General features: G+C 74.6%; 13 protein-coding genes. 9 read left to right on the top strand and 4 right to left on the bottom strand.

Features of this window, described 5'->3' with window-relative positions:
• Positions 1–12: 12 nt before the first annotated feature.
• Positions 13–567: a hemerythrin domain-containing protein gene (locus BLS56_RS25140; protein ID WP_091455638.1), complete on the bottom strand. Its 555-nt coding sequence runs from the start codon at positions 565–567 to the stop codon at positions 13–15.
• Positions 568–684: 117 nt separating this feature from the next.
• The gene (locus tag BLS56_RS25135; protein WP_228771913.1) at positions 685–1,515 is read right to left on the bottom strand and encodes an SDR family oxidoreductase; all 831 of its coding nucleotides are present in this window, start codon (positions 1,513–1,515) and stop codon (positions 685–687) included.
• 116 nt (positions 1,516–1,631) lie between these two features.
• Between BLS56_RS25135 and BLS56_RS25130 the strand changes: the two genes are divergently transcribed.
• Genes BLS56_RS25130 through BLS56_RS25090 form a run of 9 tightly spaced genes read left to right on the top strand, consistent with a single transcriptional unit; the run spans position 1,632 to position 10,618 of the window.
• On the top strand, positions 1,632–2,723 hold the full coding sequence (locus BLS56_RS25130) for an Rv2629 family ribosome hibernation factor (RefSeq protein WP_091455633.1): 1,092 nt from the start codon (positions 1,632–1,634) through the stop codon (positions 2,721–2,723).
• Between the two features lie 49 nt (positions 2,724–2,772).
• Positions 2,773–3,849 (top strand): glycosyltransferase family 9 protein, encoded by a 1,077-nt coding sequence (locus BLS56_RS25125; RefSeq protein WP_228771912.1) that lies wholly within the window; start codon positions 2,773–2,775, stop codon positions 3,847–3,849.
• A complete protein-coding gene (locus BLS56_RS25120) occupies positions 3,846–4,868 on the top strand; it encodes a glycosyltransferase (RefSeq protein WP_091455630.1) in 1,023 nt (340 codons plus the stop codon). The genes BLS56_RS25125 and BLS56_RS25120 overlap by 4 nt, the downstream gene beginning before the upstream one ends.
• Positions 4,865–6,082: a glycosyltransferase gene (locus BLS56_RS25115; protein WP_091455628.1), complete on the top strand. Its 1,218-nt coding sequence runs from the start codon at positions 4,865–4,867 to the stop codon at positions 6,080–6,082. The genes BLS56_RS25120 and BLS56_RS25115 overlap by 4 nt, the downstream gene beginning before the upstream one ends.
• A gap of 5 nt (positions 6,083–6,087) precedes the next feature.
• Positions 6,088–6,669, top strand: a complete 582-nt coding sequence (locus BLS56_RS25110) for a D-sedoheptulose-7-phosphate isomerase (RefSeq protein ID WP_091455625.1) — start codon at positions 6,088–6,090, stop codon at positions 6,667–6,669.
• Positions 6,666–7,970, top strand: a complete 1,305-nt coding sequence (gene rfaE2 / locus BLS56_RS25105) for a D-glycero-beta-D-manno-heptose 1-phosphate adenylyltransferase (RefSeq protein WP_091455622.1) — start codon at positions 6,666–6,668, stop codon at positions 7,968–7,970. The genes BLS56_RS25110 and rfaE2 overlap by 4 nt, the downstream gene beginning before the upstream one ends.
• A gap of 17 nt (positions 7,971–7,987) precedes the next feature.
• Positions 7,988–8,686 carry an SDR family oxidoreductase gene (locus tag BLS56_RS25100; RefSeq protein WP_091455620.1) on the top strand — a complete coding sequence of 233 codons (699 nt, stop codon included), beginning with the start codon at positions 7,988–7,990 and terminating at the stop codon, positions 8,684–8,686.
• Positions 8,677–9,291, top strand: a complete 615-nt coding sequence (locus tag BLS56_RS25095) for a UdgX family uracil-DNA binding protein (RefSeq protein ID WP_228771911.1) — start codon at positions 8,677–8,679, stop codon at positions 9,289–9,291. Before BLS56_RS25100 ends, BLS56_RS25095 begins: the two co-directional genes overlap by 10 nt.
• Before the next feature lie 31 nt (positions 9,292–9,322).
• Positions 9,323–10,618, top strand: coding sequence for an aldehyde dehydrogenase family protein (locus tag BLS56_RS25090; RefSeq protein ID WP_091455617.1), 1,296 nt, complete (start codon positions 9,323–9,325; stop codon positions 10,616–10,618).
• On the opposite strand, the gene BLS56_RS25085 is transcribed toward BLS56_RS25090, so the two are convergent.
• Both BLS56_RS25085 and BLS56_RS25080 read right to left on the bottom strand, forming a co-directional pair.
• Positions 10,512–11,480 (bottom strand): glycosyltransferase family 9 protein, encoded by a 969-nt coding sequence (locus BLS56_RS25085; protein WP_091455614.1) that lies wholly within the window; start codon positions 11,478–11,480, stop codon positions 10,512–10,514. The two genes, BLS56_RS25090 and BLS56_RS25085, sit on opposite strands and share 107 nt — an antisense overlap.
• Positions 11,471–12,571 (bottom strand): glycosyltransferase family 9 protein, encoded by a 1,101-nt coding sequence (locus tag BLS56_RS25080; RefSeq protein WP_228771910.1) that lies wholly within the window; start codon positions 12,569–12,571, stop codon positions 11,471–11,473. Before BLS56_RS25080 ends, BLS56_RS25085 begins: the two co-directional genes overlap by 10 nt.
• Positions 12,572–12,629: the final 58 nt, after the last annotated feature.

Raw genomic sequence — 12,629 nt, 5'->3', positions numbered from 1 at the left:
CCCCCCGAGCGCCTACTTGCCGCCGACCTTGCGGATGAGGCCGCCGATGAGGTCGCGGCCGCGGTCGAGGACGGCCATCGGCAGGCCGAGCAGCAGGTTCGCCTTCGCGCTCTCCACGCCCGGGTGGGGGCGGGTCGGGGCGACGGCCTCGGCGGCGCGGGCGGTCACCGCCATCGCCTGCAGCCTGCGCTCGTCGTGGGCGGCGCGCAGCAGCGGGAACTCCTCGCTTTCCTCGTGGTCGGCGTGCGCGAGGACGTCTTCGCGGAACTCCCGGAACAGGGTGTCGAAGCCCTCCGCGTCCGGGCCCAGCTCGGTCAGGGTGGACAGCAGCTCCTTGGCCCGGTGCTCCTCGCCGAGTCTGGCCTCGACCACGGTCTTGCCCTCGGTGAGCCTGCGGACCTCCGGGTGCACGACTTCCTCTTCCGCCGTCTCGTGGACGGCCAGCAGCCTCACCAGCTTGTGGAAGGCGTCCCGGCGTTCGTCGCCGTCGGTCTGCTCCACCTTGGCGAACAAGCCGCGGATTTCCTCGTGCTGGCGGCTCAGCAGCGCGATAACGTCCTCGGGCACAACGCCTCCTCGTCTCTTCGGTGGACCCGGATTACCCCGGACGCGCCCGGCCACACCCCGGCGACCCGGCTTGGTGACGGCGCCCGCCGGGCCGGTCGGCGCGGCGGGCGCCGTGGCTCAGGGGACGCGCCACGCGCCGTCGGGAAGGCGTTCGCTCGCTTGCGGGCCCATCAGCAGCATCCCGCCGTCGACCACATAGGACGCCCCGGTCACGTAACCCGCCGCTGGGGTGGCCAGGAACGCCACCACGGCGGCCACTTCGCGGGCGTGCCCGGGCCTGCCGAGCGGGTAGCCGGGCCGGGGCTCTGTGCGGGGGTCGACGTCCTCCTGGCCGGTCATCGGGGTGCTGATCTCGCCTGGCGCGACCGAGTTGACCGTGATGCCGTGCTCGGCCAGTTCCAGCGCGAGGACCTTGGTGAGCATCCCGAGCCCGGCTTTCGCGACGCAGTAGGGGCCAGCGCCGACACGGGGCGCGTGCTCGTGCACACTGGTGATCGAGATGATCCGGCCGCCATTCCCGCCCTGGATCATGTGGCGGGCGGCGCGCTGGGCGCAGAGGAAGGCGCCGTCGAGGTCGACGTCGAGGACCTTTCGCCACTGGTCGTAGTCGAGGTCCATCAGACGGGTCTTGCTGCCGGTGCCCGCGCAGTTCACCAGGACGTCGAGGCCGCCGAGGTCGTCGGCGAGCACGTCGATCGCGCTGGTGGCGGTGGGCAGGTCGGTGAGGTCCAGCTGGGCGATGGGGGCGCGGACGCCGTGGCCCTCGACTTCCTTCGCCGTCTGCTCGATTCCGTCGCGGTCGCGGTGCCAGGTGATGCCGACGTCGGCCCCGCCGCCCGCCAGCGCGACCGCGACGGCCCGGCCGATGCCGGAGTCCGCCCCGGTCACGACGGCGCGCAGCGGCGCTCCCCGTCGGTCTTCTGGCAGTGGTGCCGGTGTCGTGGTCACGGTGGTCGCGTTCCCCTTCTCCCGCGCCCTAAACGTCGCGCGTACCGCCCCCGGGGCGCGGGTATCCGATTCATTCGACAGGGATTCGACAGGGCTTGACGACTAAGGAGGACCGCGTGCAGACGACCGCGTTGCGTGACCTGATCCGCCACCCCGGCCCGTTCGCCTCGGTGTACCTGGACTTCTCCCACGACACCGAGGACGCCCTCGACCAGCGGCGGCTGCGCTGGCGGGCGGCGCGCGCGAGCCTGGAGGAGCAGGGGGCGGACCAGGGGACCGTCGAAGCCATCGAACAGGCTTACGACGCCAGGGAAACCGCTCCCGGCCAGGTGGGGCTCGCGCTCATCGCCGCGGCGGGGGAAGTCCTGCTCGACCATCTGATGCCGGTGCCGCCGCCGCTGCCGGAGACCCGGTTCTCGGCGCTGCCGTACCTGCTGCCGCTGGTGGCCGCCGCGCCGAAGGACCGGCCGTACCTGGTGGTCGTGGTCGACAAGGTGGGCGCGGACTTCCGGCTGTTCGAGCCGGACGGCACAGTCGCCGAGCCAGGCTCGGTGGAGGGGGTCGACCACCCCATCCACAAGGTCCGCGGCGGCGGCTGGGCGCATCTGTCGATGCAGCACCGGGTCGAGGAGACGGTGGCGCAGAACATCGCCCGGGTGGCGGCCGAGACCGCGCGCCTCGCGCAGCGCGGCGGCGTGTGGCTGGTGGTCGTCGGCGGCGAGGTCCAGTCTCGGGCGGACCTGCTTTCCGCGCTGCCCAAGGGGGTCGCGCGGATCGCCGTGGAGGTCGACGCGGGCAGCCGCGGCGCGGGCGCGGACGAGGACCGGCTGCGGGTCGAGGTGGAGCGGGCCGTCGCGGAGTTCGAGGCGGCCGAGCACCTCGACGTGGTCGAGGCGTACCGGGCCGAGCGGGGCGCGACCGCGGTCGACGGCATGGCCGCCGCCACGGCCGCGCTGCGGGAGGCGAACGCCCGCGTGGTCCTCGTCGGACCCGAGTTGAGCGGTAGCGCGTGGGTGTCGCCAAGTTCACCCGACCAGGTAGCGATTGACGACGACGCGTTGCGCGGCCTCGGCCTCGCCGACTTCACCCGGCTGCCCGCGGACGAGGTCGTTCCGGCGGCCGCGGTGGCCGTGGGAGCAGAGCTTGTCGCGGTGCGGCACGAGGTCCCGCTGTCCGGTGGAATCGGGGTGCTGCTTCGCCACCGTTGACCCGACAGTGTGACGATTACGCAGAGTAGTAGTTTTCGCGATCGCGTTTATGGCGGTGCTTCTCGGCAACCACCGCTGCATGACGAAGTCGAGCCCCGTCCGCGTTCTCGTGGCCCGTTTGGACAGCGACGGCGACGTCCTGCTCACCGGGCCCGCGGTTCGCGCCGCCGCGGTGGGCCTGCGGGGCAGGCCCACCGAGGTGACCCTGCTGGCGAGTCCGGCGGGGGCCCAGGCCGCGCGGCTGCTGCCCGGCGTCGACCACGTGCTCACCTGGTCGAGCCCGTGGATCGCCGCGCAGCCGCCGCCGGTCCGCCGCGCCGACCTGGCCGCGCTGGCGCTGCGGCTGGCCCGCCGCCGGTTCGACGCGGCGCTGCTGCCCACCTCGTTCCACCAGTCCGCGCTGCCGCTGGCGCTGCTGCTGCGGCTGGTGGGCGTGCGGTTCATCGCGGCGATCTCCGCCGACTACCCAGGGTCACTGCTGGACGTGCGGCTGCGGCCGGGCGTCGACTTCGACGACGACGCGCCCGAGCCGGAGCGCGCCCTGGCGCTGGCCAGGGCCGCGGGGTTCACGCTGCCCCCTGACGATGACGGGGCGCTGCGCGTTACCCCGCCGCCCGCGGTGAGCCACCTGGTCGAGCCGCCGTACGTCGTGGTCCACCCCGGCGCCACCGCCCCGGCGCGGGCCTGGTCGCCGGGGCGCTGCGCGGGCGCGGTGGAAGCGCTGAGCGCGGCGGGGCATCGGGTGGTGGTCACCGGGTCGCCGAACGAGCGCGCGCTCACCGCCCTGGTCGCCGGGCGGTCCGGGCTCGACCTCGGCGGCCGCACGACGTTTCCCGAACTCGCGGGCGTCCTGGCGGGCGCGGACGCGGTGGTCGTGGGCAACACCGGGCCCGCGCACCTGGCCGCGGCGGTCGGCACGCCGGTGGTGTCGCTGTTCTCCCCGGTCGTGCCCGCGTCGCGGTGGGCGCCCTACGCCGTGCCGAGCGTGCTGCTCGGCGACCAGAGCGCGGCGTGCCGCGACACCCGGGCTCGGACGTGCCCGGTCCCCGGGCATCCGTGCCTGGACTCGGTGACTCCGGCGGCCGTGGTGGCCGCTGTCGGCGAACTCGCGGGGGTGGCGGCGTGAAGATCCTGCTCTGGCACGTGCACGGCGGCTGGACGACCTCGTTCGTCCAGGGCGAGCACGAGTACCTGCTGCCCCTGCTGCCCGAGGGCGGCCCGTGGGGCGGCGGGCGGATGGGCCGCGACTGGCCCGCCGCGGCGCGCGAGGTGCCCGTCGACCGGCTCGCCGACGAGCACGTCGACGTCGTGGTCCTGCAGCGCACCGAGGAACCCGAGCTGGTGCGCCGCTGGCTGGGCAAGACCCCGGGCGAGGACGTCGCCGCGGTCTTCGTGGAGCACAACACCCCCAAAGGCGACGTGCCGCGCACCCGCCACCCGTTCGCCGACCGGCCCGACCTGCTGATCGCGCACGTGACCCACTTCAACGAGCTGATGTGGGACACCGGCACGACCCCGACGACGGTGGTGGAGCACGGGATCGTCGACCCCGGCCACCGCTACACCGGAGAGCTGGCGCGCGCGGCGGTCTCGGTCAACGAGCCGGTGCGCCGCTGGCGGGTCACCGGCACCGACCTGTTCCCGCGCTTCGCCGATGCCGTCCCGCTCGACGTGTTCGGCATGGGCTGCGACAGCCTCGGCGACGCGGTGGGGCTCGGTCCCGACCGGCTGCGCGTGGTCGGCGACCTGCCCACCGACCGCCTGCACGCGGAGATGGCGCGCAGGCGGGTCTACCTGCACACCGTGCGCTGGACCTCGCTGGGCCTGTCCCTGCTGGAGGCCATGCACCTGGGCATACCGGTGGTCGCGCTGGGCGTGACCGAGGCCGCGCGTGCCGTGCCACCCGAGGCGGGCGTGCTGTCCACCCGGGTGGACGACCTGGTCGACGCCCTGCGTGCGGTGGCCGCCGATCCCGCCCGCGCGGCGGAGATGGGCGCGCGGGCACGCGAGTTCGCGCTGGCCCGGTTCGGGCTGCGTCGGTTCCTGCGGCGGTGGGACGACGTCCTTGCCGTTGTCGCAAGCGGAGATGCCGCTGTCACCAGCGGGAATGCTCTCGCCAGAAGCGGAAATGGAGTCTCAGCATGAGGATCGCGATGGTCTCCGAGCACGCCAATCCATTGGCGGTGCTCGGCGGAGTGGACGCCGGTGGCCAGAATCTGCACGTGGCCGAGTTGTCGGCCGCTCTCGCCCGGGGCAGGCACGAGGTGACCGTCTACACGCGACGGGACGACCCGCGCGCGCCGGAGCGGGTGCGCGCTCCCGGCGGGTACGAAGTGGTCCATGTGCCAGCCGGGCCACCCGGCCCGATCCCCAAGGACGACCTGCTGCCCTACATGGGCGAGTTCGCCCGCTTCCTGGTGGAGGAGTGGCGGGAGCGCCCGCCGAGGGTGGCGCACGCGCACTTCTGGATGTCCGGCCTGGCGACCGCGACGGCGGCGCGCGCGACCGGCGTGACGAGCGTGCTGACCTTCCACGCCCTCGGCGTGGTCAAGCGTCGGCACCAGGGCGCGGCCGACACCAGCCCGCCGGGCCGGGTGGTCACCGAGCGGATGATCGGCAACCAGGTCGACCGGGTGGTGGCCACCTGTTCCGACGAGGTCTTCGAGCTGGTCAGGATGGGCGTGCCGCGCGAGCGCATCTCCGTTGTGCCCTGCGGGGTCGACCTCGACCTGTTCACCCCCAACGGCCCCCGGCTGCCCCGCGCGCTGCCGCACCGGGTGGTCACCGTGGGCAGGCTGGTGCCGCGCAAGGGTTTCGCGGGTCTGATCAACGCGCTGCCCGCGCTGCCCGACACCGAGTTGGTGATCGCGGGCGGGCCCGAGCCCGCGGCGCTGGACCGCGATCCGGAGGCGGCCCGGCTGCGTGCCGAGGCCGAGCGGCTCGGGGTGGCCCACCGGGTCGTCCTGGGTGGACAGTTCAGGCGCGCGGACATGCCCGCGCTGCTGCGCTCGGCGGACGTGGTGGCCTGCGTGCCGTGGTACGAGCCGTTCGGCATCGTGCCGCTGGAGGCGATGGCCTGCGGTGTGCCGGTGGTGGCCTCGGCCGTGGGCGGCCTGACCGACACGGTGGTCGACGGCGTGACCGGTTTGCACGTGCCGCCGCGCAAGCCCGCCGCGCTGGTCTCGGCGCTGCGCGGCCTGCTCGGCGACCCGGTGCGCAGGGAACTGCTCGGGGTCGCGGGCCGCGACCGCGCCCGCGCCCGCTACGGCTGGGACCGCGTGGCCCAGGACACGATGCGCGTGTACGAACGGTGCCTGTCCACTGTGGACAGCACGCCGCAGGCGGTGGGGGAACGATGAGCCCGATGAGCTGGAACCACGTGGACGACCTGATCCGCGCCCTGGGAGACCTGCGCGGCCAAGCCGCGCGGCTCGACCGCTGGGGCCGGGTGCTGGCCGCCCGGCTGCAGGCGGGCGGGCGGCTGCTCGCCGCGGGCAACGGCGGCTCAGCGGCCGAGGCGCAGCACCTCACCGCGGAACTGGTGGGGCGCTTCGACGGCGACCGCAAACCGTTCTCCGCGATCGCGCTGCACGCCGACACCTCCAGCCTGACCGCGATCGGCAACGACTACGGCTACGACGACGTGTTCGCCCGCCAGGTCCACGCGCACGGGCGGCCGGGCGACGTGCTGGTGCTGCTGTCCACCAGCGGCCGCAGCGAGAACGTGCTGCGCGCGGCCGACGCGGGCATCGCGGTCGGCGCGTCGGTGTGGGCGATGACCGGCCCCGGGCCCAACCCGCTGGCCGAGCGGGTCGACGAGGCGGTCTGCGTCTCCGGCGCCACGGCCACCGTGCAGGAGGCCCATTTGGTCCTGGTGCACCTGCTGTGCGGCGCGTTCGAGGCCGCGCTGTCCACACCGGACGTCCGGGTGGTGCGGGCGTCATGACTCTCGTGGTGGTGGGCGATTGCCTGCGGGATGTGGACCTGATCGGCGCCAGCGACCGGCTGTGCCCGGACGCCCCGGTCCCGGTGGTCGACATCGAGCGCGAGGTGAGCCGGGCGGGCGGCGCCGGTCTGGCGGCCACCTTCGCCGCCGCCGACGGCGCGCCGGTCGTGCTGGTCACCGCGCTGGCCGACGACGCGGACGGCGAACTCCTCCGGGCGGATCTGCGGCACCTTTCTGTGCTGAGCGCGCCGATCAGGAGCACCCCGGTGAAGACCCGGCTGCGCAGCGCGGGCCAGTCGCTGGTGCGCATGGACCGCGGCGGCGACGGCCCGCCGCCGCGCGCGACCGATGACATGCTCGACGCGGTGCGGTCGGCGGAGGCGGTCCTGGTCGCCGACTACGGGCGTGGCCTCGCCGCCGACGACCGGCTGCGCGCCGAGTTGACCGCGCTCGCGCGCCGCCGCGTCCCGGTCGTCTGGGACCCGCACCCGCGCGGCCCGGAGCCGGTGCTCGGCATCCGGATCGCCACGCCGAATCTGGCCGAGGCACGGGGTCTCACCGGCCACGCCGATCCGGCCGCCGCGGCGGGCGAACTGCGCTCCCGCTGGGCGGCCGAGACCATCGCGGTAACGCTCGGATCTCAGGGAGCGTTGCTGCACAACGGGTCCAGGTCGATGGAGCTGCCCGCGCCCAGGGTCCGCACGGTCGACACCTGCGGCGCGGGCGACCGGTTCGCCGCCGCCGTCACGGTCCGGCTGATGGCGGGCGACCCGACCGCGCGCGCGGTAGCCCGGGGCGTCGAGGAGGCGTCCAGGTTCATCGCCGACGACCGGGTGCCGGTCCGCTCGACCGACGCGCTGGACTTGACCGAGCGGGTGCGCGCCGCGGGGGGCACGGTGGTGGCCACCGGCGGTTGCTTCGACCTGATGCACGCCGGTCACGCCCGCACGCTGGCCGCGGCCAGGCAGCTTGGCGACTGCCTCATCGTGTGCCTGAACTCCGACGCGTCGGTGCGCAGGCTCAAGGGACCCGACCGGCCGATCGTCGACCAGTCCGACCGCGCGGAGATGCTGCGCGCGCTGGACTGCGTGGACGCGGTGGCGATCTTCGACGAGGACGGGCCGCAGCGAATCCTGTCCGAGCTGCGCCCGGACGTGTGGGTCAAAGGCGGCGACTACGCCGAAGACGACCTGCCCGAGACCGCGCTCGTGCGCGGCTGGGGCGGGCGCGTCGTCATCACCCCCTATCACGACGGCCGGTCCACGACCCGGCTGGCAACCGCGCTCGCGGCAGCGGGCTGAACCTGAGGGAGTCCACTGTGGAGTCTGATCGCAATCCCGGCCGTGTCCTGGTGACCGGCGGCGCGTCCGGCTTGGGCGCGGCCGTCGTCACCGCGGTGCGCGCCGCTGGCGGAACCCCGCTGGTGCTGGACAAGCAGGCGCCCGGCCCGGACGCCGCCGACTTCGCGACCGTCGACGTCTCCGACAGCGCCGCGGTCGCCGAGGCGGTGAACACCGTCGCCGAGCGCGTCGGCGGGCTCGACGCGGTGGTCACCGCGGCGGGCACCGACTGCTGCGGCCCGCTCGGCGAAGTGTCCACAGCGGACTGGGAGCGGGTCGTGCGGGTCAACCTGTTCGGCACCGCGGCCGTGGTCCGCGCGGCGCTGCCGCACCTGGAGCGCACGCACGGCCGCGTGGTCACCGTCGCCTCGACGCTGGGCGTGCGGGTGGCGGGCGACGCGACCGCCTACTGCGCCTCGAAGTTCGGCGTCGTCGGGTTCACCCGGGCGCTGGCCATGGAGACCGCCGGGAAGATCGGCGTGACCCTGCTGGTCCCCGGCGGAATGAAGACGCGCTTCTTCGACGACCGCACCGAGCAGTACCGCCCGCCCAGCGACGCCGCGCTCAACAGCCCGGACAACGTGGCCGCGTCGATCTTGCACGCGCTCACCGCCCCCGAGGGCTGCGAGGTGCGGGAAATGGTGGTGTGCCACGAGTTGGAGCCGTCGTGGCCGTGACCACCGCCGAGCCGTACGTGCCAGCGGCGGGCGGCCTGGACGACCTGCGCGCCGCTGCGCAGTCCTGTCACGGCTGCGACCTCTACCGGCACGCCACGCAGGCGGTGTTCGGCGCGGGATCGCCCTCGGCGTCGGTGATGCTGATCGGTGAGCAGCCCGGCGACCGCGAGGACATCACCGGTGAGCCGTTCACCGGCCCGGCGGGCAAACTGCTCGACCGCGCTCTCGATGAGGTCGGCATCGACCGCGACAGCGTCTACGTCACCAACGCGGTCAAGCACTTCCGGTTCGACCAGCGCGGAAAACGCCGCATCCACAAGACACCGGGCCGCACCGAGGTCGTGGCGTGCCTGCCGTGGCTGCTGGCCGAGCTGTCCCGGGTGCGCCCGGACACGGTCGTGTGCCTGGGCGCCACAGCGGCGAAAGCCGTGCTGGGAACCGGTTTCCGACTCACCGAGAACCGGGGCTCGGTGATCAGCCCGCCGGAGGGCGTGTTCGAGGGCCTACGCGTGGTCGCCACCGTGCACCCCTCGGCGGTGCTGCGCGCCCCCGACCGGGACCAGGCCTACGCCGATTTCGTCGCCGACCTGCGGGTGGTGGCGTGACTCTTGTCCCCTACACGAACGGAGCAACGTGATGGTCGAGCAGGTCGTCCAAGCCGCCCGGGCGGCGTTCGGGTCCTGGTCGCGCACCGCCCCCGCCGAACGCGCCGCCGCGGTCCGCGAGGCCGCGGCCGAACTGCGCGCCCGGGTCGACGAGGTGGTCGACGCGCACGCCGAGACCAACCGGGACCGCGAGGGCGCGACCGGTTCCGTCCTCGCTGGTGTGTCCACATTGGAGCAGTACGCCGAACTCGGCCCGTTGCACCGGGGCCGCGCGCTGCAAGGCGGCTGGGACGCCACCGACCTGATGGTCCCGCAGCCGCGCGGGGTCGTCGTGGCGCTCACCCCGTGGAACGACCCGGTTGCTGTCGCGTGTGGACTGATCGGGGCCGCGCTGGTCACCGGGAACACCGTCATCCACAAGCCCAGCGAGCGCGCGCCGAAGACCGGCGACCTGCTCGGGTCCATCCTTTCCGCCCACCTGCCGCCCGACGTGCTCACCACGGTCACCGGCGACGCCTCGGTGGGCGCGAACCTGGTGGCCGACCCGGGCGTCGACGTGGTCGCCCACGTCGGGTCGACCAGGACCGGTCGCGCGATCGCCGAGGCCGCCGCAAGGACCGGGGCCCGCACGCTGCTGGAGAACGGCGGCAACGACCCGCTGATCGTGGACGCCGACGTCGACCCGGAGTGGGCCGCCGAGCAGGCCGCGCTCGGCGCGTTCGCCAACGCGGGCCAGGTCTGCACCAGCGTGGAGCGGATCTACGCGCACCGGGCGGTCGCCGAGCCGTTCCTGGCTGCCCTCGTGCGGCAGGCAGGCGAGTGGGACAAGCGCATGTGCCCGCTGGTCGACCGCGCGCACCGCGACGCCGTGCACGCCCACGTCGCCGAGGCCGTGGCCAGCGGCGCGCGGCTGCTCGCGGGCGGCCGGATTCCGGACGGGGAGGGCAGCCGCTACCCGGCGACGGTCCTGACCGACTGCGGGCCGGACCTGCGGGTCGTCACCGAGGAGACGTTCGGCCCGGTCGCGCCGGTCGTGGTGGTCTCCGACTTCGACCATGCCCTGGCGCTGGCGTGCTCAGGCGGCTACGGCTTGGCGGCGTCGGTGCTCTCCGCGTCGATGGAGCACGCGCAGCGGGCGTGGCGCGAGCTTCCGGTCGGCACGGTCAAGGTCAACGCGGTGTTCGGCGGGGCCCCGGGCGGGGCGGCGCAGCCGCGCGGGCTCAGCGGGCACGGGTTCGGCTACGGGCCGGAGCTGCTGGACGAGCTGACCGCGACGAAGGTGGTCCACCTGTCACCCGCTCCGGCCGCAGCGTCCGTGCGGCCGTGAGCACGTCCCCGACCCCGACCCCGAGCAACGCGGGGTCGGGGTCGTCGGCGAACGGGTCGCCGCGCCGCAACCCCTCCGCGGACAGGGAAATGTGCGGGCCGGGCGGCGGCCCCCAGATCTCCGGCCCGACCGGGCCGAACAGCACCACCGACGGCGTGCCGAAGGCGTAGGCGAGGTGCGCGGTCCCGGTGTCCCCGCAGACGACCAGCGCGGCGTGCGCGACCAGAGCGGCCAGTTCCAGCAGCGAGGTCCGCCCGGCGAGCACGGCCTCCGGCGCCAGCCCCGCCAGCGCGACCACCCGCTCGGCCAGGCCGCGCTCGATGGCCGACCCGGTCACCACGACCGGCCCGCTCAGCTCGGCGATGACGGCGGCGAACCGCTCGGCGGGCCAGATCTTGCTGCCGTAGGCCGCCCCGGGGTGCACCAGCACCGCGCCCGGGGCGGGCGAGGGGATCGCGGGCCGCGCCAGCCGCAGGTCGTCGGGGTCGGCGGGGATGCCGTGCGCGATCAGCAACCGGCACATCCGGACCCGCTCGTGGAAGCCGTCCTCCCAGTGCGGCCCGGACCGCCCGTAGCCGACGCGCCTCGGTGCGCCCAGCGCGTCCAGGATCTCGTCGCTTTCCGGCCCCGCGCCGTGCAGGTTGACGGTGACGTCAGGGCGTTCGACATCCAGCGGTTCCAAGCCCTTGACCGGCAGCACGCGGTCGACGGCCCCGATCAGCTCCACCAGCGGGGCGAGCCAGCCGCTGGTCGCCAGCACGATGTCCTGGTCCGGCCAGTGCGCGCGGATGGCGCGCAGCGCGGGCACGGCCACGAGCAGGTCGCCCAGCTTCAGCGCGCGCAGCACCAGGATCACGCGCACTCCAGCTCTTCGGCGCGGTCGAGCAGGTCCAGCACGTCGTCCGCGATCTCGTCCACGGTCACCTCATCCACAAAGGACACATCGTGCGGGCAGCGCGGAATGTCCTGCCGCGTGCACGACACCTGGCAGACCGGGCAGTGCGCCGTCCAGGAGATGTGGACCCGGTGGTCGTGGCGGCCGGGCGGCCCCGCGTTGATCACGTTGCCCATCCAGTAGACCGAGACAGTGGGCGTGCCGACCGCCTGCGCGATGTGCCGGGGCCCGCTGTCGTTGGCCACCATGACGCTCGCCGAGGCGAGCACACCCACCAGCGCGGGCAGGCTCAACTCGCCCGCCACCGACACCACCCGCCCGCGCGGAGCGGCGGGCACGGCGTTCACGATCTCCGCGCCGAGCGCCGCGTCGTCCGCCGCGCCGACCACCACGACGTCTGCGGTTTTGGCCGCGGTCGCCGCGACCTCCCCGAACCGCCGCGCGGGCCACCGCCGCCGAGGGTCGGTCGCGCCCGGGTGGATGGCCACGAGCGGCCGCTCCCTGGGCCCCAGCGCCGCGGCCGCCGCGTCGAGGTCGCGCTCGGTGACCGACAGGCTCGCCTGCACCATGGTCGGCGCGGCCCCGGCCAGCCCGGCGACCTCCAGCGCGCGCATGGTCTCGTGCTGGAAGTACCGGAACGGCAGCCACCGGGTCAGCGCCGCCGCGTCGTCGGTGCGCGACCCGACCGTCCAGGTCGGCGCGGCCCGCAGCAGGAACGGGTTGGACCACCGGCCGCCGCCGTGCACCTGGACCCCGAGGTCCACCGGCCCCAGTTCGGCGAAGAACCGGGCGACGGCCGCATCGTCGGTCCCGCCCAAGCCGTGCACGCCCTCGGCCCGGGGCAGCGGCGCCACCGAGTCCACCGGCCCCGGCCGGTCCCGCAGCAGCGCGGCGTGCGCGGGCGCGCCGAGCAGCACGATCTCGGCGTCGGGATAGGCGTGGTCCAGCGCCTCGATGGCGGGCAGGGCCATGAGCAGGTCGCCCAGCCCACCGCCACGCAGGACGGCGATGCGCGCGACATTCGGAAACGGGTCGCCCAACGGGCCGATGGTCTGCACGGCCCCGGCATACCCTGGCGCGGGCCGGACAAACCGGGGTTTGCCGCGCCGCCACCCG

Source organism: Actinokineospora iranica (genome assembly GCF_900101685.1).
In the GTDB taxonomy this organism is placed as follows: Bacteria; Actinomycetota; Actinomycetes; order Mycobacteriales; family Pseudonocardiaceae; genus Actinokineospora; species Actinokineospora iranica.
The sequence above is the reverse complement of the archived record's forward strand: the minus strand, read 5'-3'. Positions and strand labels throughout refer to the sequence as shown.

Excerpts from the sequence above, each read along its gene's own strand:
- BLS56_RS25125 (WP_228771912.1), top strand. The coding sequence starts at position 2,773 with ATGGCGGTGCTTCTCGGCAACCACCGCTGCATGACGAAGTCGAGCCCC.
- BLS56_RS25115 (WP_091455628.1), top strand. The coding sequence starts at position 4,865 with ATGAGGATCGCGATGGTCTCCGAGCACGCCAATCCATTGGCGGTGCTC.
- BLS56_RS25110 (WP_091455625.1), top strand. The coding sequence starts at position 6,088 with ATGAGCTGGAACCACGTGGACGACCTGATCCGCGCCCTGGGAGACCTG.
- rfaE2 (WP_091455622.1), top strand. The coding sequence starts at position 6,666 with ATGACTCTCGTGGTGGTGGGCGATTGCCTGCGGGATGTGGACCTGATC.
- BLS56_RS25090 (WP_091455617.1), top strand. The coding sequence starts at position 9,323 with ATGGTCGAGCAGGTCGTCCAAGCCGCCCGGGCGGCGTTCGGGTCCTGG.